The organism is Mannheimia kashgarensis, assembly GCF_041807705.1.
GTDB lineage: Bacteria > Pseudomonadota > Gammaproteobacteria > Enterobacterales > Pasteurellaceae > Mannheimia.
In genome coordinates this window covers 22,066-41,767 of the sequence record NZ_JBGTYY010000012.1, presented here as the reverse complement: position 1 = coordinate 41,767, position 19,702 = coordinate 22,066, and the positions used below count along the sequence as shown (strand labels likewise).

At 39.3% G+C, this 19,702-nt stretch carries 17 protein-coding genes; 8 read left to right on the top strand and 9 right to left on the bottom strand.

The features are described 5' to 3' along the window. Positions 1–16 precede the first annotated feature (16 nt). Positions 17–802, bottom strand: coding sequence for a (S)-ureidoglycine aminohydrolase (gene allE, locus ACERCF_RS06705; RefSeq protein WP_373625068.1), 786 nt, complete (start codon positions 800–802; stop codon positions 17–19). A 77-nt stretch (positions 803–879) separates the two neighbouring features. Between allE and ACERCF_RS06700 the strand changes: the two genes are divergently transcribed. Then, a complete protein-coding gene (locus tag ACERCF_RS06700) occupies positions 880–1,737 on the top strand; it encodes an alpha/beta hydrolase (RefSeq protein WP_373625067.1) in 858 nt (285 codons plus the stop codon). A 105-nt stretch (positions 1,738–1,842) separates the two neighbouring features. On the opposite strand, the gene ACERCF_RS06695 is transcribed toward ACERCF_RS06700, so the two are convergent. Both ACERCF_RS06695 and allB read right to left on the bottom strand, forming a co-directional pair. Continuing rightward, a complete protein-coding gene (locus ACERCF_RS06695) occupies positions 1,843–3,171 on the bottom strand; it encodes an NCS1 family transporter (RefSeq protein ID WP_373625066.1) in 1,329 nt (442 codons plus the stop codon). Positions 3,172–3,266: 95 nt separating this feature from the next. Next, positions 3,267–4,673, bottom strand: coding sequence for an allantoinase AllB (gene allB / locus ACERCF_RS06690; RefSeq protein WP_373625065.1), 1,407 nt, complete (start codon positions 4,671–4,673; stop codon positions 3,267–3,269). Between the two features lie 124 nt (positions 4,674–4,797). On the opposite strand from allB, the gene ACERCF_RS06685 reads away from it, so the two are divergent. Both ACERCF_RS06685 and ACERCF_RS06680 read left to right on the top strand, forming a co-directional pair. Beyond that, the gene (locus ACERCF_RS06685; protein WP_373625064.1) at positions 4,798–5,655 is read left to right on the top strand and encodes an oxamate carbamoyltransferase subunit AllH family protein; all 858 of its coding nucleotides are present in this window, start codon (positions 4,798–4,800) and stop codon (positions 5,653–5,655) included. Positions 5,656–5,764: 109 nt separating this feature from the next. Next, positions 5,765–6,760 (top strand): hypothetical protein, encoded by a 996-nt coding sequence (locus ACERCF_RS06680; RefSeq protein ID WP_373625063.1) that lies wholly within the window; start codon positions 5,765–5,767, stop codon positions 6,758–6,760. Between the two features lie 148 nt (positions 6,761–6,908). Here ACERCF_RS06680 and murQ read toward each other — a convergent pair whose 3' ends face one another. The 6 genes from murQ to hemW form a co-directional block, all read right to left on the bottom strand. Then, the gene (gene murQ, locus ACERCF_RS06675) at positions 6,909–7,823 is read right to left on the bottom strand and encodes an N-acetylmuramic acid 6-phosphate etherase (RefSeq protein WP_373611657.1); all 915 of its coding nucleotides are present in this window, start codon (positions 7,821–7,823) and stop codon (positions 6,909–6,911) included. Between the two features lie 6 nt (positions 7,824–7,829). Continuing rightward, positions 7,830–8,951, bottom strand: a complete 1,122-nt coding sequence (locus ACERCF_RS06670; RefSeq protein ID WP_373625078.1) for an anhydro-N-acetylmuramic acid kinase — start codon at positions 8,949–8,951, stop codon at positions 7,830–7,832. A 205-nt stretch (positions 8,952–9,156) separates the two neighbouring features. Continuing rightward, a complete protein-coding gene (queF, locus tag ACERCF_RS06665; RefSeq protein WP_373625062.1) occupies positions 9,157–9,996 on the bottom strand; it encodes an NADPH-dependent 7-cyano-7-deazaguanine reductase QueF in 840 nt (279 codons plus the stop codon). A gap of 8 nt (positions 9,997–10,004) precedes the next feature. Further along, positions 10,005–10,553, bottom strand: coding sequence for a D-glycero-beta-D-manno-heptose 1,7-bisphosphate 7-phosphatase (gmhB, locus tag ACERCF_RS06660; protein ID WP_373611655.1), 549 nt, complete (start codon positions 10,551–10,553; stop codon positions 10,005–10,007). Further along, entirely contained in the window at positions 10,553–11,023 is a 471-nt protein-coding gene (gene bcp, locus ACERCF_RS06655) for a thioredoxin-dependent thiol peroxidase (protein WP_373625077.1), read from the bottom strand. Before bcp ends, gmhB begins: the two co-directional genes overlap by 1 nt. A 73-nt stretch (positions 11,024–11,096) precedes the next feature. Next, positions 11,097–12,254, bottom strand: a complete 1,158-nt coding sequence (hemW, locus tag ACERCF_RS06650) for a radical SAM family heme chaperone HemW (RefSeq protein WP_373625061.1) — start codon at positions 12,252–12,254, stop codon at positions 11,097–11,099. Between the two features lie 224 nt (positions 12,255–12,478). Here hemW and ACERCF_RS06645 point away from each other — a divergent pair, with 224 nt between their 5' ends. The 5 genes from ACERCF_RS06645 (at position 12,479) to ACERCF_RS06625 (ending at position 19,664) form a co-directional block, all read left to right on the top strand. Beyond that, positions 12,479–14,077, top strand: a complete 1,599-nt coding sequence (locus ACERCF_RS06645; RefSeq protein WP_373611653.1) for an ABC transporter substrate-binding protein — start codon at positions 12,479–12,481, stop codon at positions 14,075–14,077. A 207-nt stretch (positions 14,078–14,284) separates the two neighbouring features. Next, complete coding sequence (locus ACERCF_RS06640; RefSeq protein WP_373625060.1) at positions 14,285–15,238, top strand: ABC transporter permease; 954 nt, start codon at positions 14,285–14,287, stop codon at positions 15,236–15,238. Continuing rightward, positions 15,238–17,211, top strand: a complete 1,974-nt coding sequence (locus tag ACERCF_RS06635) for a dipeptide/oligopeptide/nickel ABC transporter permease/ATP-binding protein (protein WP_373625059.1) — start codon at positions 15,238–15,240, stop codon at positions 17,209–17,211. Before ACERCF_RS06640 ends, ACERCF_RS06635 begins: the two co-directional genes overlap by 1 nt. Beyond that, positions 17,208–18,014 (top strand): ABC transporter ATP-binding protein, encoded by an 807-nt coding sequence (locus ACERCF_RS06630; protein ID WP_373611648.1) that lies wholly within the window; start codon positions 17,208–17,210, stop codon positions 18,012–18,014. The genes ACERCF_RS06635 and ACERCF_RS06630 overlap by 4 nt, the downstream gene beginning before the upstream one ends. A gap of 57 nt (positions 18,015–18,071) precedes the next feature. Beyond that, the gene (locus ACERCF_RS06625) at positions 18,072–19,664 is read left to right on the top strand and encodes an FAD-binding protein (RefSeq protein ID WP_373625076.1); all 1,593 of its coding nucleotides are present in this window, start codon (positions 18,072–18,074) and stop codon (positions 19,662–19,664) included. Positions 19,665–19,702: the final 38 nt, after the last annotated feature.

Here is a 19,702-nt window from a genome sequence, read left to right as displayed (position 1 = left end):
ATTCCTTAACGTTAAATTAAAGTTCTACATCACGGTTGCACTCTTTCGAGTAGATATACACGAAATCTTCATCACCTACTGCATAACAGGCTTGCGGGCAGTAGGAATCCATAAACACATAATCATCTTTCTTCACAGGAATCCACTCATCATCTAAACGATACATTCCTTTTCCTGAAAGGAATAGCATTCCATGTTCTTGGAAATGGGTTTCGATATAGCCGTGCGAAGCACCTGGTTTGAATAACAAGATGTGCATATTCATATCAAAACCAAAATCGGTGGCTGAAGGGAGTAAATCTTTGATGAGGCAGGTTTTCATACCCTCATATTCAATGTAGTCAATTTCATTCACATTGCCTACATAAGTGGTTGCTTGATGCCCTTCTAACGGGGTATAACGGCGACGATGAATATAAATTTTAGTTGATTGTTCAGACTTATTCACAAAACTCAACACTTGGTCGGCAGGCGAGAAAATATAACCGCCACTTTCAAGGGTAATTTCAGTATCGCCATTTTTAACCGTAAGCTCGCCACTTACCGAATAAACAAACACCTCAATACCATTACCGCCCAATTGTGTGCAACCACCATTTGGGTGAACGATTGCACTGTAATCGGCAAAAGATGCACCCAGTGCTGGGGACGATAAAATACTAATATCACAATTATGGTAATTTGGAATACTGTTTTTCACCAAGCCATCAGTTTCCAAAATCACAAAGTTATTCTTACGAATTACCGAACGTGTTTCCAGCAACCCTTTACGATAACCTGTTTGACCATTCAAATATCCCATAATATTCTCCTTCTTTATGTGAGTATGATAAGTTGAATTAATTTGTACTATAATTCATACAAAAATCGAGGTTCATTATGTTGCAAACAACACAAATCACACTAAATACTGTTAAAATTGAAGATATGCCTCTAACTATTGAGGCAACGCTCTATCAAGATGATAACATCGCACCTAAAGCCAATCTTATCTACCTACACGGCGGTGGCTTACTTTACGGCACAAAAGAGGATTTACCTCAACTGCATATTGAAACCTTTACCCAAGCCGGTTTGCAAATTTTTGCGATAAATTACCCGCTTGCACCACAGGCTCAGATTGAAAATATTGTTAGTTCGATACTTAACTCTATTCAGCAGCTACAAACTCAATCGAATTTTACAGAACTCCCCTATTTTCTATTCGGTCGCTCTGCTGGAGCTTATCTTGCATTATTAACGGCTGCTAAACTAAACCAACAAGCCGACATTAAAAAGCCACAAGGCGTTATTTCTTATTATGGTTATGGCTTTTTAACTGATAGTTGGTTTGATAGCCCAAGCCCACACTATTTAAAATTACCATTAGTCAGTGAAAGCACTTTTCAATCACTAATAGCAACTCCAAAGCAAGCAGCAGATTTAAATACCCACTTTAGTTGCTATATTTACGCTCGCCAAACAGGCAAGTGGAAATCGTTAATTTATCAAGGTAGAGATAAATTTTTCTACCTTGATTACAGCTTACGTTTGGCGGAATTAAACTTACCTGTATTCGCTGCCCACGCAACGAATGATCCTGATGTGCCGTTTGCCGAGTTTCAAGCATTATGCGAAAAATTTAATCCAACCAAATTTGTCATTTCAGCCGATCTTCACGATTTTGACCGAGATGAACAGTCTGAATATACGAAAGAATTGCTTCAAGCAACTATAGATTTTATCGAAACCACCTAGCACGAGCCGTGCTAGGCTCAATAAACTAAGCCCCTTCAGGGCTTTTAGAGAGCCACAACGTGGCTCAGATTATCTAGTCCCATACGGCTCTATGGGGTTATAAGCTTATTTCTCCAAAATCGTGCCTTTTCTGAAACGTGCACTTGATGCCATATATTTCATACCAAAGTAATAAACCAATCCTGTTGGGATTGTCGCTGTTAGGAATGAAATATCAGCATTAAATAAACCGATAACCGCACCAACAGAGATAGCTAAAATCGCAGCCCAGTTTACCCCTCTGCGATTGCCGTTTTCATCATAAAGTTCAGCAATATCTACTTTCTGTTTGCGTAAAATATAGTAATCCACCAATAACACCGCAAAGATCGGACCGAAGAATACCGTGTAAGTTAATACGAAAATATCTACGCCTTTTGATGAAGCATCTGAGGTAATTAACCAAGGGCAAGTCGCAATCGCTAATAAGCCGATAAGCACTACCGAAGTTTTGTGCTTGATTTTGAATGCATCCATTAGCGCATATGCAGGTGGTACAACGTTACTTGCAAGGTTTGTTGTCATCTGTGCAAATAAAATAAAGAGTAAGGTAATAACCACTAAGAATTTATTATCGGCTGCTTGTGCAAACGCATTAATTGGGTTTGCGATACCTGTTGCTGAGGAGATCATTAAACCGATAATCCCCATAAATACCGTTGTTGGCACCATCGCTAAGAAATAAACGACACCACGTTTAGTAGTTGAATAACCGGCTTTTAACTCACGCACATAGTCACCAACATTAAGCATTACTAATACGTTTACGCCAAAGAATGCTACAATCGCACTCACAAATGGTAAGCCCCAAGTACCTTCTTTATTAATAAGGTTTTCTTCAATACGCCCACCAAATTTAGTCATACATACATAGAACATATAGGTAAGAGAGGCAATAATCACCATCGCACCAATGTTCTCTAACCATTTTAAACCGTGGAAACCTGTAGTAGAAATCCAAATTTGTAGCGCTTGGAATAATAAGAAATAAAGCACTAAATTATCATAACCAAATAATAAAATAGAGATTTGGTTAATTGCAGAACCGCCTAACCAACTTTGCACACCATACCAAACAATAGCCGGCACACCACGCAGCATAGCAGGTAAAATACCGCCTTTTGTCCCGAATGCACTTTTTAATTGAACGGCATAAGGCACACCACTTTTATAGCTCATTTGATCGTTTAAGCATAAACAGACAATCAATAACAGCGAGCCTATCAGCATTGCCACGAATGCTTGAATGAGATTTAACCCCTTCTCTAATTGCCCTGAACCTAACGCAAATGTACCGATAGATACACAGCCACCCAGCCATAGGAAAAGGTAAGACAATAAATCCATAATCCGTTTATTTTCTGGAATGGGTTGTAAGTTGGTATTTTCAGACATTGTGTCTCTCCTGTAATAACATTGTTTTATTTTTATGATAATAAAAGAGCGGTCATTTTTTCAGATATTTTTGAAAAATTGACCGCACTTAAATTCTAGCGTTTGACTGGACGAATAAACTCTCCATAGCCTATCGCATCTTGTTTGTACATACCGTTTTCCGCAACTAAACGACCACGAATAAAGGTATGGGTTGCTGCACCTTTTCCTTCTAATCCATCAAAGCAAGTAACGTGTCCTTTGGTAAAGAGTTTTTCCTGTTCTACTTTCCACGGTTTTTCCGGATCAACAATCACAATATCCGCATCAAAACCGATTTCAAAAGCCCCTTTACGACCATATAAACCAAATAGTTTTGCTGGATTCACACCCATTACTTTGGCAATTAAACTTGGACTGAGTTTACGTTGATGCACGACCATATCAAACATCATCGGCAGGAAAAACTGAATACCATTTAAACCACCCCAAGCCTCCCAAATATCGTGAGTGTCATTATTTTTTTCTTCATCGGCTGCTGGAGAGTGATCGCTACCCACGCAAGAAAGCGTACCATCAATCACATAATCCCACAGTTTTTCCATATCCTCTTTTTTACGAAGCGGCGGCGTACATTTCGCAGGGCCACCTTTTTCAAACACAAAATCTTCGGTAAAACCTAAATAATGTGGGCAAGTTTCACCAGACACTGGCAAACCTTCGTAAATCGCATCTTTAACCAACTGAGCCACCATTGGGTGTGTAACGTGGCAAATATGCACTCGTCCACCTGTGGCACGGGACATATCAATGATATTTTTTGTTGCCACATACTCTACCCACACATCGTGAGCATCTAAAAATTCACGGATTTTTTCCTGATTTGTTAAGCCTATTTTCGCTTTTGCCTCTTTCACACGCTCTTTTACTTGACCATATTCTTCACAGTGAAAGCCCGATAAGGCATTAAACGGCTTTAAGATCTCTAACGCTTTGCGTACGTTCCCTAAATTAACAGTTGGAAATAAATCCCCATTTGGGCAGGTAAATCCTTTAAAAGCAGCTACGCCGCAAGCTTCAAGCTCAACAAGATCAGAGGAATTACTTTTAATGGAGTTCGGGCTATCATCATAATCCCCCACAATCCCGCCCCAGAGGGCAAAATCAATAAAGGAATGTTTACTAACATTGGCGTGTTTAAGTTTGAAAACGTCTTTGTTTATTAAGGAAGGATCATTATTAAGAGGCATATCAATTAAGGTTGTACAACCTGCTGCTACAGCTGCACGAGAGCCTGTTTCAAAATCTTCACGATAATCAAAACCCGGTTCATTTAAGTGAGCGTGGCAATCGATAATACCCGGATAAACCAAATGCCCCTTTGCATCAACCACTTCTTTCGCTTGGATTTCAATGTCCGGCGCTAAAAAACCGGCAAATTTACCCTCTTTTACCGCAATAGTGGCAGGATAAATTCTATCAGGTGTAACTAATTGACCGTTTTTAACGATTAAATCATACATAATAAACCTTCTTTTTATTGACTTTTAACGGTTTGAAAGGAAAATACAGAATATAAAATCGCATTTCAAATTGAACCAATACTTAATCAATAAAATAATAAAAAATCAACAGGTATTTTTTAAAATGAGCATAAATGAGCAAATAATAAACATTCCTATTTCAATAACAAGCCAATATGCCCATCAAAAAGTAGGCGAATCTCCTACGATTTCAATCCATTCCATTTATAACAAAACCATTAACCTATTGATTAATAATGAACTTTTCTCTCTACAACCAATTGTGAGCGAACTCTCCCCTATCAGCTTAATTACAAATTTCACACAAACACAATTTGAACATTTGAAATTAGAGCCACATCAAACCTATCAACTTCACTTAAATTATCAAAATTGTGCAATTTTTTGTACAAAATTGACCGCTTGTAACTCTCATTTACACCATAAATTCAATGTTTGTACTGAACTTACTCAACAAATATTACAGCATTCAGATAAAAAAGGATTAAATCTTCTGTTTCAAGCACAAAATGATGACCTAATACTATCTGCTTTTAAGCAATATTTATCCCAAGTTGAACATTTTTATGCAATAAATGATGAGGAAAATGCTTGCCATATTTTGACTAAATTGATTGGATTAGGCATAGGGCTTACCCCAAGTGGCGATGATTTTCTCTGTGGATTACTCGCTTCGTTTCAATATTTCAATGCAACACAAAGCTCTTTTTATAAAAAGCTCACACACAAAATAAAACAAAACTTAGCGAATACTAACGCCATTAGCAGCAGATTTTTAGACTGTGCATTACAACAACAATTTTCTACTCCGGTACTGACTTTCTTTAAAAATATGAATAAAAAAAATGTAGAAATAGGGCAACTGAGTAAACTATTTGAAAATATTGGGCATTCATCAGGAATGGATACACTCTTTGGGATTTATTATGGGAGTAATTTATTATTAGAAGGACTAACATAATTAATTACAAATTTTTTATAAAAATTAACCGCTTATCTATTATAATATAAATTATTTTAATTTTATAATATAAATTATTTTAATTTATAACAGTATGGAGATTCAAATTATGTCTATATACGAAGCTTATTGTATTCAACTTAATAGAGTTGTATCTATTACAGAAGCAAGAACTGAATTTTTAAATCTTTATCCCTGCAAAAGATTCCAGTTTTTATGTTCAACAGAGTCTTGTCGTATAAAAGGGGTTAAAATTACTGGGATAAACTATGATCATTTTCCAGATGAAATAAAACAATCGCCCCATTTCAAATATCTATCTAAAAATAATATTGCACACTCAGCAGATTGCCAATGGAATCAAACCAAAATTGAACCTATTGCAGGAGAAAGTGATGAAGAATATAATCTCAGAAAAGTGCGTAGTAAATTACACGATTTTATAGATGAATTTCAATTACCAGAAGATGATATTGGACTACAAAGCGAAGTAACGAATTCCTTATCAACAACATCTCAATCTAAGGTAAATAAAATAATTTCAAATCAACACAATCAGGCTAAACGAAGATATATAAAAACAAATCAATTAATAAGGTTAGTTGAAGCATATTTAGATGCCAAGAAGAATTTATCAGAAAAAGAATTTTTAAATCTACCGCTTAAGGTAGCTAATTCAAACATACGCTATCTATACCAATATTTTCGCAGAACAGAGAAAGCCATTCAAAGGAAGCAAAAATGTGTGTGTATTGCTGAAGTAGAATATACGGAAACAGATAAATGGCTATATTTTAAATTACAAAAACCTTTTAAAGAAAATGAAAACTCTCCTGAAATCCCTATTTATTTAGGTATTAAGAAAATAGATTTAGAAAACTACCACTATCGCAGAATACTTTATGCTCACATTGAAAGCAATAAATATAAGAATAAATATTTCAAAATCTATTTTATTCCACAAGAAAAAGATTTTAATATCAAAAAGATGAAAAATAAAGATGGAAAAGAAATTGAGCTATATTTTTTTGAAATAAACAACCTCAATTTATTCTGTTTATTTAACTATAACTACTTGAGAAAGAAAAAACAATCTGTTTTATAAAATTATAAGCAATTACTATACCAAGCAATCGGTTGATCTTCACCTAAAATATTAGATATTTCTCCTAAAGCAAAAGTAACCAATTAAATATTCCTTTAGAGTAACTCTTTAAAGATATTATAGCTATTAGGATTGCGGTAGCCTGGCTCTATACTTTTAACGCCTTTTGTAATCTTCCTTGATTTTGAGCTAATAAACTTTCCGCTTCAGGCTTATCTAAATTGCCTAAAATCATCATAATCGCTAATTTTGCGTTATTTTCGGCTAATTTTAGGGTATTTTCAGCCACATCTCTTTCACACTCTGTCGCTTGCATTACAATACGGATTGCACGAGCTTTTAACTTTTCATTGGTGGCTTGCACGTCCACCATTAAATTTTGGTAGCATTTGCCGATTAAAATCATTGAAGCGGTTGTCAGCATATTCAGCACAAGCTTTTGTGCCGTGCCTGATTTCATACGGCTTGAGCCTGTCAGCACTTCTGCCCCCACAACCGTATCAATCGCAATATCTGCAATTTGTGCCATTGCAGAGTTCGGGTTGCTAGCAATCGAAACTGTCGTTGCACCAAGTGAATTAGCATATTCCATCGCCCCTAGCACATAAGGCGTTCTGCCACTGGCTGCAATCCCGACTAATACATCTTTTTGCGAAAAATTGACCGCTTGTAAATCTAGTTTGCCTTGCTCTCGGTTATCTTCCGCCCCTTCAATCGGGAAACGTAACGCTCTTTCGCCACCTGCAATTAACCCTACCACCATTTCAGGTTTTACTCCATAAGTGGGTGGACATTCTGAAGCATCAAGCACACCTAAACGCCCACTTGTGCCAGCACCAACGTAAACTAAACGCCCTCCTTGCTGAAAGGCTTGCACAATTTTTTCGACTGCCTTAGCAATCTGCGGTAAACATTTTTCTACTGCAAGTGGCACTTGTTTATCTTCATTATTGATAATCTGCACAATTTCTAGTGCAGACAGGCTATCAATATTCTTCGAATGAGGATTACGCTGTTCGGTAATCATCTGCCCTAAGGCATTAAGTAAATTCTTCTCTGTCATTTTTCTTTATTCCGCTGGGTAAATCACCCCTAAACTTACCGCTTTTTTTGCTCCTGTAACACTTGGCATATTACTTGGTAAATTATTCATTCGCTGATGAGCAAGCCACGCAAATGCAGCCGCTTCCACATAATCAATATCTAAACCGAATTCTGTTGTGGTTGTAACGTTCCAGTTTGGCAGTAAATCAGCTAAGCGTTCCATTAAGAGCGGATTTCTTGCTCCACCGCCACATACTAATAGCAGGCAAGGCAATTCAGTTTGAAGTGTGATTAATTCATTGGCGATACTTTTTGCAGTAAATTCTGCAAGCGTACGCTGCACATTTTCAGGCTTGCAAGCGGTGAAATTTTCTAATTTTTTTGCAAGCCACGTTAAATTAAATAGCTCTCGACCAGTGCTTTTAGGCGGCGTTTTACTAAAAAACGGCTCATCAAGTAAGCTCTCTAACAAGGCTTCATTCACCTTACCACTTATCGCCCATTCGCCGTTTTTGTCGTATCGTTTGCCTTGATGTTGCTCGATCCAGCTATCCATAAGCGTATTGCCAGCCCCTACATCATAGCCAATGGCCGGCGAATTTGGCTTCAACACTGAAATATTGCTGATTCCGCCAATATTCAGCACCACCGTTAAACGATTAGGCTCGCTAAAAACAGCTTGGTGAAATGCCGGCACAAGCGGAGCCCCCTGCCCACTAACCGCCATATCTTTACGGCGGAAATCGCCAATGGTAGTAATGCCTGTTTTAGCAGCAACTAAATTCATATCACCAATTTGGGTGGTAAAGGGATAGACTGCATCTGGCGAATGCCAAACTGTCTGCCCGTGGCAACCAATGGCTTGAATATCTTCCACCTTTAGCTGATTTTTCACTAAAAACACATTAATGGTTTGTGCATAAAGCAAGCCTAAACGATGGTCTATCTCCCCTAGTTTTTGGAGATTGGTTTCGCCCGTTTTAAGCAACGCGGAAATATCCGCTCGTAACTCCTCCGGCATTGGGAAGAAATCACAAGTGGTCATTTTTGGCGGATTTTTTGCAAAATCCATTAAGGCGATATCAACACCATCAAGGCTCGTGCCGGACATCACTCCGATGTAGTAATTTGGGCTATATTTATTCATCACAAAAATCAAAATCTGCTCTTTGTTACTTTTCTTTGCTTTGCCAAAGAAAAGTAACCAAAAGAAAGGCAACCCGAACTTCACCGCTATCCTCGCTTAGTTTGAATTGGCTTAACGGCAAATTTACATTCGCTCCGCTCAGAGTAAATTTACCTACCAATTCAAACACACTCAGGCGGTTCAGACGGAAATAAAAACAGTGAAATCATTGACGTGCCATTCGTCGATTTTCTGGCACACTTTCAAAATTCGACCTGAACGGATTAATATCTAACCCGCCACGTCTGGTGTAGCGTGCATATATGGTTAATTTTTCAGGCTGGGCAAATTGCATTAAATCGCAGAAAATGCGTTCTACACATTGCTCGTGGAACTCGTTGTGCTCACGGAATGACACTAAGTAACGCAATAATTTTTCACGGTTTAATTTTTTACCTTTGTAGCGAATTTGCACACTGCCCCAGTCTGGTTGTGAAGTGATTAAGCAGTTAGATTTGAGCAAATGACTGACTAAGGTTTCTTCCACCATTTCATCTTCGGCTATACTCTCTAAATAGTGGGTTGAAAATGCGTAGCTGTCGATGTGAATATCTTGTTCATCGATGCAATCGCCCTCAAAATCCACAATCGGTTGTTGCGTGTAGTGCGACAATGTGTAAATTTTTACCAAAACTTGACCGCTTGCACAGGTGGCTAAATCTTTTTGGAGGGTCTTTTCCACCTCTTCAATAGAATCAAATTTAGTTTGGTTAAAACTGTTTAAATAGAGCTTGAAACTTTTGGACTCGATTAAATTTTCGCTATTGAAATCAATGGCAACATCAGCAATCGCCACTTGCGGTAAGCCGTTTTTGTTTAGCCACGAAAGTTCATAGCACGTCCACACATCAGCCCCTTGAGTAAACGGCTGAGATTGCGTAATCCCTAATCCATCACGATTCAATTTACGAGGAACAGGTTGTAAAAGTGAAGCGTCATATTCGCTTTTATATTCGGTTTTTTGCCCCAATTTTAGGGCATCAAGAGATTTATCGTTGTAGTTCATTTCAATTCTTATTTAATATATCTAACTAAATCCACAAGGCTGTCTAGTACTAAATCTGCTTTTGCTTCGCCTTCGGCTGTAACGGCCTTGCCAGTTCGCACCAATACTTTGGTTTTCACACCTGCCTTTTCGGCTGCCAGTAAGTCTTCTAATTTATCGCCTACCATATAGGATTGAGTAGAGTCGATATTCAGATCTTTAATTGCTTGCTCAAACATTCCCGCTTTCGGTTTGCGGCAATCGCAATCTTCACGATATTCGCCATTGCCCTCTGGGTGATGTGGGCAGTAGTAAATGCCATCAAGCACCACACCGTAATCTTCATCGAGCGACCAATCCATCCATTCAGTAAGTTGCATAAATTGATCTTCGCTGAAATAACCACGAGCAATGCCGGATTGATTGGTAACCAGCACAAGCAAATAGCCTTTATCTTGAAGCTGTTTTAACGCTTTGCCAACACCTTCGATGAACTGGAAATCATCAATTTTATGCACATAACCGTGATCGATATTAATTGTGCCATCACGATCAAGAAAAATTGCTTTTTTAGCCATCAATTTGATCCTTTAATAAAATCGACCACCATTTGATGATGTTCGCTTGTTTTGAATTTATCAAAAACCTGTTCGATCACACCTTGTTCATTCACTAAAAAACTGATGCGATGAATGCCTTCATAGGTTTTGCCCATAAATTTCTTCTCGCCCCATACACCGAAAGCCTCTGCAACTTGGTGGTCAGGGTCTGATAACAAGGTGAAATTAAGCTTTTTTTTCTCGACAAATTGAGCTAATTTTTTCGGTAAATCAGGGCTAATGCCAAGTACCACTACATTTAGCTCGTCTAGTTCTGATTTGCTATCACGCAGTCCGCACGCTTGTGTAGTACAGCCTGGAGTAAGAGCCTTGGGGTAGAAATAAACTAACACTTTTTTGCCCGCAAATTGGGAAAGTGAAACCGCTTCATCAGCCTGATTTTGAAGGGTAAATTGAGGGGCTTTCTCGCCTGCTTTTAAGATATTCATTTGTAATTTTTCCATAAAAAATAACCGCTTGTATTGTACTACAAGCAGTCAAATCTTAAAATTTTTTTGCAAATTATTCTAAAAATCCTTCCAGCAATTCATTTAAAAACAGCTTGCCGTGTTGGGTAATTTGCCAATGGGTTGAGGTTTCAGAAATATAATTTTGGTTTAGTGCCCAATCCATTGTTGAACGAACAATATTTCTATCTAGCCCTGTAAAGTATTCAAATTCTTGTTTTGGTGTGGCTTCAAGCAAGCGGAAACGGTTCATAAAGAATTCGAATGGACGGTCATCTAGCTCAATCAAATCTTGGCTGTAGCGATATTCGCCTCGCATATAGCCTTTCGGGTGCTTGGTTTTGCTAAAGCGATAAATTTCGCCTGTCGGATACGAAATTTTGCCGTGAGCCCCGCAACCAATCGCTAAATAATCACCAAACCGCCAGTAATTGAGGTTGTGTTTGCATTGGTAGCCTTTTTTCGCATAGGCGGAAGTTTCGTATTGCTCGTAACCTGCATTGGTGAGTAATTGATGTCCTTGCTCGAAAATATCCCATAATTCGTCATCATCGGGTAAGATTGGCTTGCGGTAATAGAACATCGTATTTGGCTCAATAGTGAGCTGATACCACGATAAATGCGGCGGATTAAGGGCTATCCCCTGTTCTAAATCACTTAACGCCTGTTTTACCGATTGATTAGGTAATCCGTGCATTAAGTCTATGTTAAAGCTGTTCAAACCAAATTTTGCAGAATTTTGGGCAAAAACGATCGCTTGTTTTGCCTCTTGGCTATCGTGAATACGCCCGAGCTTGAGCAGTTTTTCTGGCTCAAAACTTTGAACCCCCATTGAAATGCGGTTTACCCCACCTTGAACATAACCGATAAATCGCTCTGCTTCCGCCGTTCCCGGGTTAGCTTCCAACGTAATTTCAATATTCGGCTCAAAAGCAATTCGCTTTTCCACTTCTTTTAATAAATAAGCAATACCGTCTGCGGAAAAGAGGCTGGGTGTGCCGCCACCAATAAAGATAGAATGTAATTTACGTTCGCCGATTGCCGCTTTATAAGCAGTTAAATCTTGCGATAAATCTGCAAGGAGATGTTCGATATATTCTTGTTCAGGAATGAACCCTTTTTGAGCGTGGGAGTTGAAATCGCAGTAAGGACATTTTTGCACACACCAAGGAATATGGATATAAAGGCTTAGAGGAGGTAAAATGAGTTTCACGTTAAATATTTCGTTGTGTTTAAGAGGCGTAAATAATAACGAAAAGCAAATAAAGTGGGAAGTAGAGATTTTTTCGTGAGCTAGATCACAAATTCAAAAATTACCGCTTTACCACTTTGTTGTTAATGATATGATGATTTCGTTTCAAAAAATTAATATGTTTTGATAAATTCACTTCATATTAAAAACAAACTATCCAATATAGCGACCTTAAGGAGCTTACTATGACTAAACAATTTGAACACAACGAATCACGTCGTGGTTTTATGAAATTAATGGCTGGTGTGGGTGCAGGTTTTGCATTCAGCAGTACATTAGGCACATTTTCAGCACCGGCTGCAGCGGCAACAGCTCCAGCAAAAGGTTCTGTGATTGAAGCCGGTATTTCGTACTCTCTTTCCACAGGGTTCGATCCCTTGCGTACTACCGGAGCAACACCAATGGCGGCAAACCTGCATATTTTTGAAGCACTCGTGGACTTACACCCAGCCACACGTGAGCCATATTTAGGCTTAGCTGCGGCAATGCCTGAAAAAGTGGACGATACAACCTATCGCATTACTCTGCGTGATGGTGCAATCTTCCACGACGGTAAACCGGTTACAACCGCTGATGTGGTATTCTCTTTTGAGCGTGTATTAAACCCTGATAACAAATCATTATTCGCTGGTTTCGTACCATTTATCGACAGCGTAAAAGCAGTTGATGACAAAGTAGTTGAGTTCAAACTCAAATACCCGTTTGCCTTATTTGCTGAGCGTTTAATGATTGTGCGTATTGTGCCAAAACACGTTGTTGAAGCAGTCGGTGAAAGTGCCTTTGATGCAAACCCTGTAGGTTCTGGTCCATACAAATTTGTATCCGCAGTGAAAGATGACAAAATCGTATTTGAAGCATTTGAAGGCTACAACGGTATTTACCCGGCAAAAGCAGAGAAAATGGTTTGGGCATTATTATCAGATGATGCTGCGCGTGTAACAGCTCAAGAATCTAAACGTGTTCAAGCGATTGAATCTGTACCATATCTTGATATTCAACGCTTAAAATCGAAAAAACAATCTGTTGAGTCTGTTCAATCATTTGGCTTACTGTTCTTAATGTTTAACTGTGCTGAAGCTCCGTTTAATAATCCGAAAGTACGTCAAGCATTCCACTATGGCTTAGATACACAAAAAATGATCGATATCGTGTTCTTAGGTAATGCTCGTGCAGCAACATCTTACTTACAAGAAACTCACCCTGATTATGTGAAAGCGGCAACTCAGTACGATTACGACAAAGAAAAAGCCGCTGCATTATTAAAAGAAGCAGGTATCGATAAGCTAGAGTTTGAATTACTTGCAACAGATACTTCTTGGGTTAAAGAGTGTGCTCCGTTAATTCTTGAATCTTGGAATGCAATTCCGGGTGTGAAAGTAACCTTACGCCACTTACAATCAAGTGCGTTATATGGTGAGTTTATCGCATCAGGTAACTTCAAAGTCGTTGTAGCACCGGGCGATCCGTCTGTATTCGGTAACGATGTGGACTTATTATTAAGCTGGTTCTATCGTGGCGACGGTTGGGCGAAAAACCGTTATCGTTGGTCTGACACACCAGAGTATGCAGAAGTGCAAAAACTCTTAGATGCTGCAGTGGCTGCTAAGTCACACGATGAAGCAAAAGTGGAATGGTCGAAAGTGTTCAATATTATTGCTGAACAAGTGCCACTCTACCCGCTAATTCACCGTAAATTGCCAACAGCGTGGGACGAAAAAGCATTAACTGACTTCCAACCATTACCAACCACAGGTATGTCTTTCTTAGGTGTTGGACGTAAATAAGCCTTGATACACGGCTAAACAAGCGGTCGGTTTTAGGAAAATTTTGCAAAAGATCGACCAAAACCTACCGCTTGTGACTTTCGATTTATTCCCAAGTTTTTCCGTGTTTTCTATATAGCATAGAGAGTGCGTTTTACGCACTATGACAAATCAATTCAGTGTATTCGCACTCAACCTTCCACTAATGTTTTATAGTCGGAGATAAAAATGGAAATTGTACTTCGCCTGTTATTCCGCCGTTTATTAGCATTACCAGTAATGATTATCGGGGTAACAGCATTAGTTTTTATTATTTTACAATTCACGCCGGGCGATGCCGCAACGGTTGCATTAGGTGATGCAGCCAGCGATGAAGCTAAACATTTATGGCGTGAACAACGTGGGTTAAATGATCCATTATTTGTTCAATACTTCCGTTTTCTCGGAAATCTTCTCGTGTTAGATTTAGGGGTAACTACACCACCTGAATTGCCGATTTCATCAATGATTGCTAAAGCCTTCCCAATCACACTGCAATTAACTTTTATTGGTGTAATCCTCGCCGCAATCATTTCATTCACCTTAGGGGTATTTGCCGCACTTCATCGTGATCGCCTTGCTGACCAAATTATTCGTTTATTCTCGGTAGCAGCGGTTGCAACACCTTCTTTCTGGCTCGGTATTTTATTAATCCAATACTTCTCTCTAGAACTTGATTGGTTACCATCTGGTGGCTATGTGCCATTTAGTGAAAGTCCAAAAGAATGGGCTATCTCAATAGTTCTTCCATCACTTGCATTGGCTATTCCTGTTTGTGCCTCTCTTATTCGAGTAGTACGTACCGCAATGGTAGAAGAGATGGATAAAGATTATGTACGTACAGCAATTGGCAACGGCGTACCATACTCAACTGTTATTCGCCGTAATGTATTACGTAATGCATTAATTACACCAGTCACCGTACTTGGCTTACGTGTTGGTTACTTGCTTGGTGGCGCAGTCGTTATTGAGCAGATTTTTGACTTACCAGGAATGGGTAAACTGATTTTCAACGGAATTACGAATGTAGACCTAAACTTAGTACAAGGCGTGGTACTCACCATTGCATTGACGTTTGTATTAGTAAACATCATCGTTGATATTCTTTATCTGATTATTAACCCTAAAATTCGGAGTCTATAATGTTTCGTCAAGGATTAGCAGACAGACTTGCTTCTGGCGGGGCAAGATTCAAAGCATTATCAACCGCCTCCAAAATTGCCTTAATCTTCTTGATTTTTATGGCTCTTGTGGCAATTTTCGCACCATTGGTTGCACCTTATGATCCACTGCAAACCCTGCGCCCAGTGCAAGCTCCAGGTTCAGAATATTGGTTCGGTACAGACCGTTTAGGACGTGATATTTTCTCTCGTATCGTTTACGGAGCTAGAACCTCTCTCTTTATCGGCTTAGGTGCAGTAGCCTGTGCAATCGTATTCGGTAGTATTTTAGGTGCAACGGCTGCAACGGCTGATAAATTCGGTAACGAAGTGATTATGCGTCTGATGGATATTCTAATGGCATTCCCTGGCATCGCACTTGCTGCTGTATTATTAGCGACTTTCGGCAACTCTTCACCGATTATTATCTTAACAATTGCGATTGTTTACACGCCACAATTAGCTCGTGTTGTTCGTGCAAACGTGGTTTCACAATGGGAAGAGGACTATGTGCGTGCTGAGCGTGTAATTGGTGGTAGCCGTACTTATATCTTATTAAAACACGTTGTGCGTAATACCGCAGCACCTGTTTTAGTATTCGCAACAGTAATGGTTGCTGATGCAATTATTCTTGAAGCATCACTTTCTTTCTTAGGTGCAGGGGTTCAGCCACCACATCCGTCTTGGGGTAATATCTTATCTGAAGGTCGTAACTTAGTATTAAGCGGCTTCTGGTGGGCAACGACATTCTCAGGTTTATGCGTACTTTTAACGGTATTATCATTAAATATTCTTTCAGAAGGTTTAACTGATGCGTTAGCCAATCCAAAAACCAAGAAAAGTCCAACAGCCGCAAAAAGCGATGTGTCAAAACCGCTTTCAACAGACGTTCAAGAAGCAATGGCAGAAAGCTTGGCATTAAAACGCTATTTGTTAAAATTAAACCAAGCAGAAACCGTACGTACTGACCGTATGCAACTTAACCCAAATGCAAAACCGATTTTGCAAGTGAAAAACTTATCTATCCGTTTCCCGAACCGTTATGGTGAAACACCATTGGTAGATAACATCAGCTTTACCGTACACGAAGGCGAAACAATGGGCTTAGTAGGTGAATCTGGTTGTGGTAAATCAATTTCTGCCTTCTCAATTATGGGCTTATTACCAAAAACAGCCAAAATCACCGGGGAAATTTTGTTTACTGACCGTGCGGGCAATCAACACGATTTATTAAAAACTGACAAGTTGAACGATCTTCGTGGTCACGAAATCTCGATGATTTATCAAGATGCGTTAAGTGCGTTAAATCCATCAATGCGTATTCGTGAACAAATGGAGCAGTTAATCAGTCGTGGCGGTAAACAGTCCGCAGAGACATTACTCAAATGGGTACATCTTGATCCTGAAAAAACGCTCAACCGTTATCCACACGAACTTTCAGGTGGTCAGCGTCAGCGTGTGTTAATTGCAATGGCATTGGCTCGTGAACCGAAATTATTAATTGCGGACGAACCAACCACTGCATTAGACGTAACCGTTCAAGCAGAAGTGATTAAACTTCTTAACGAATTGCGTGAAAAACTCGGCTTTGCAATGGTGTTTGTGAGCCACGATTTAGCCTTAGTTGCTCAAATTGCTCACCACATCACGGTTATGTATGCAGGTCAAGTGGTCGAAGCATCACCAACCCGTGACTTACTAATGCACCCAACGCACGAATATACACGAGGCTTATTAGGCTCAGTGCTTTCAACCGAGTGCCGAGCAGAACGCTTATATCAAATTCCAGGTAGCGTGCCTTCTCCGTTTGACTTTGCAGACGGTGACCGTTTCGCCAGCCGCTCATTGCGCCCTGATGCGAATCCAAAACAACGCTTGAAACTTGTTCCAACTGGAGAACACCCACAACACATTTGGGCATCTCACTTAGAAGAAAATCAGGGAGCTAAACTATGAGTATGAAACCCATTAAAGAGCAGCCAATTATTGAGCTGAGAGATATTGTTGTCGAGTTTCGCTCCCGTGATGGAACGCTATTCAACCCGAAAAAATTCCGTGCTGTTAATGGTGTAAGTTTAGATATTCACGCAGGTGAAACAGTGGGTATTGTAGGGCAATCAGGTTGCGGTAAATCAACATTAGCAAGCGTAATCATCGGTTTACAAAAACCAACTTCGGGTACGGTAAAATTCAATGGATTACAGATGAAATACGGTAGTGCCGAAGCTCGTAAACAGTTTGGTCGTCAAGTATCGGTTATCTTCCAAGATCCCGCAACCGCACTTAACCCTCGTATGCGTGTGTTAGATATTTTGAAAGACCCAATGGATATTCACAATGTATTAGTGCCAAGCGAGCGTGAAAAACGTGTTTATGAACTCTTGAACCGTGTAGGCTTACCGCGTTCTGCTGCCTTAGTTGAGCCAACTCGCTTATCAGGTGGTCAAAAACAACGTGTGGCAATTGCTCGTGCATTGGCTCTTAATCCAAGTTTGATAGTAGCAGATGAGCCGACTTCTGCACTGGATGTATCCGTTCGAGCTCAAGTTCTGAACTTACTTGCCGATCTGAAAAAAGAGTTAAACCTTGCAATGGTATTTATCTCTCATGATTTGCAAACTGTTCGTCAAGTGTCTGACCGTATTGTGGTAATGAATGGCGGTAAAATCATCGAGCAAGGTGAAGCAGCACGAGTGTTCGATAGTCCGCAAGATGAATACACCCGTATTCTATTAGACGCAGCTCCATCATTGTTATAATTGTGATTTAAGGCTACAAGCGGTAAAATTTGGTAAAAATTTGACCGCTTGTTTTTTATTTCTATGATCAAAATTACCCAAACCATAAATACAGATTTACTTATTGTCGGCTCTGGCATTGCTGGGCTTTCTGCCGCAGTTGAGGCAAAAAGTAAAGGGTTAAATCCGTTATTGATTAGCAAATCAACGATTGGTTCGGGAGCCAGTTATTTTCCGCTGAAAGCAACTCTTGGCATTCAAGTGACGGGCGATGAAAACGACTATTCGCTTTTTAGAGAAGATATTGAACATATCGGTAAGGGCAAAATCAACCCAAATGTGGTACAGGCTTATATTGAAGATTCGCCGAATGCCATTAAGTTATTAAACCGTATCGGCTTTAAACCTTGGAAACGGAATGATAACCGCCCTGCTTGTTTTGCTAAATATGCTCGCCCAATTTATTTAATTAAAGATTGGCGAGAGGCTGCCCTACGTGCGAAACAAATTTTGCAAGAACAGCAAATTAACTTCTATGAAGATGCAACCCTTTTACACATCGTAACAGACAATAATCAGGTACAAGGAGCGGTATTTTCACTGCTTACAAGCGATCAAATTTCGTATATTTTTTGCAAAACCAATCATATTATTTTAGCCGCTGGCGGCATTGCCGGGCTTTATAAAGATAACCTTTACCCTGCTGATGTAATAGGTTCGCTCCACTCTGTTGCCGAGCGAGCTGGAGCAACATTAGTCAATCTTGCATTTATTCAATTTATTCCTGCCTTTGTTGAGCCGAAATACAAAGTTTTATTTGGCGAACATACGTTGAAATATGTAACGGAAATTACAGACTCTAACGGCAAAAATCTGTTTCCTCATTTAAGCCAATCACAATTTAGCAAAATGATGCTTGAACGTAGCCATTATGCCCCGTTCAGTTTGGATTTTGACTGCGTAGAATTTGACTTAGTGATGAAGAAGCATCTGCTAGAAAATCCAAATGAAAAAGGGATTTACCTTAAATACAGCCCAAAACTTTATGAAGATACCGAAGAGTTTTACACCGTCTATTTAAATTGGCTAAAAAATGAAGTGGGGATTGATTTAATCAAGAATAAAATTGCAATAACACCTTTTGCTCACAGTTGCAATGGCGGTATTCAAATTAATGAATGGGGCGAAAGTACGGTAAAAGGCTTATTTGCGATTGGCGAGATTGCTCATTGCATTGAAGGAGCAAACCGTATGGGCGGAAATTCAGTCGGCGGTGGCTTGGTGTTTGCCAAACGTGCGGTATCAGAAATTGTTCGTTCACTAAAACAGAATAATTTGCAAAAAAATCCAAAAATTTCACCGCTTGTAATAGCAGAAAGAGCCTTAAATCAGCTTGCTAACTCAACTGCTAATCTCGAATTAACAGCCAGCGAAGTGCTTTCCACTATTCGAGAGAAAATGGCGTTGTATGCGAATGTTTATCGTACTCGAGGCAATCTTCAACTTCTACTCGATGAATTGAACCGCTTGGAACAGCAATTTGACCCAATCCATCACGCTCAATATCAAGGTATTGAAGTTTACAATGCGTTAAAAACCGTTCAATTAGTGGTAAAAAATATGCTTAATGAGAAGAGTTTGGGGGCACACTACTTAGATGAACAAAATTAGTCTATAATAATCCTCTTTCATAAAGAATAATAAATATT

Bases quoted from the DNA above. Each gene is read 5' to 3' on its own strand.
- ACERCF_RS06645 (WP_373611653.1), top strand. From the start codon at position 12,479: ATGACTAAACAATTTGAACACAACGAATCACGTCGTGGTTTTATGAAA.
- murQ (WP_373611657.1), bottom strand. From the start codon at position 7,823: ATGACAGAGAAGAATTTACTTAATGCCTTAGGGCAGATGATTACCGAA.
- ACERCF_RS06680 (WP_373625063.1), top strand. From the start codon at position 5,765: ATGTCTATATACGAAGCTTATTGTATTCAACTTAATAGAGTTGTATCT.
- gmhB (WP_373611655.1), bottom strand. From the start codon at position 10,553: ATGGCTAAAAAAGCAATTTTTCTTGATCGTGATGGCACAATTAATATC.
- ACERCF_RS06700 (WP_373625067.1), top strand. From the start codon at position 880: ATGTTGCAAACAACACAAATCACACTAAATACTGTTAAAATTGAAGAT.
- ACERCF_RS06640 (WP_373625060.1), top strand. From the start codon at position 14,285: ATGGAAATTGTACTTCGCCTGTTATTCCGCCGTTTATTAGCATTACCA.
- ACERCF_RS06635 (WP_373625059.1), top strand. From the start codon at position 15,238: ATGTTTCGTCAAGGATTAGCAGACAGACTTGCTTCTGGCGGGGCAAGA.
- ACERCF_RS06630 (WP_373611648.1), top strand. From the start codon at position 17,208: ATGAGTATGAAACCCATTAAAGAGCAGCCAATTATTGAGCTGAGAGAT.
- bcp (WP_373625077.1), bottom strand. From the start codon at position 11,023: ATGAATATCTTAAAAGCAGGCGAGAAAGCCCCTCAATTTACCCTTCAA.
- allE (WP_373625068.1), bottom strand. From the start codon at position 802: ATGGGATATTTGAATGGTCAAACAGGTTATCGTAAAGGGTTGCTGGAA.
- ACERCF_RS06670 (WP_373625078.1), bottom strand. From the start codon at position 8,951: ATGAATAAATATAGCCCAAATTACTACATCGGAGTGATGTCCGGCACG.
- ACERCF_RS06685 (WP_373625064.1), top strand. From the start codon at position 4,798: ATGAGCATAAATGAGCAAATAATAAACATTCCTATTTCAATAACAAGC.
- queF (WP_373625062.1), bottom strand. From the start codon at position 9,996: ATGAACTACAACGATAAATCTCTTGATGCCCTAAAATTGGGGCAAAAA.
- allB (WP_373625065.1), bottom strand. From the start codon at position 4,673: ATGTATGATTTAATCGTTAAAAACGGTCAATTAGTTACACCTGATAGA.
- ACERCF_RS06695 (WP_373625066.1), bottom strand. From the start codon at position 3,171: ATGTCTGAAAATACCAACTTACAACCCATTCCAGAAAATAAACGGATT.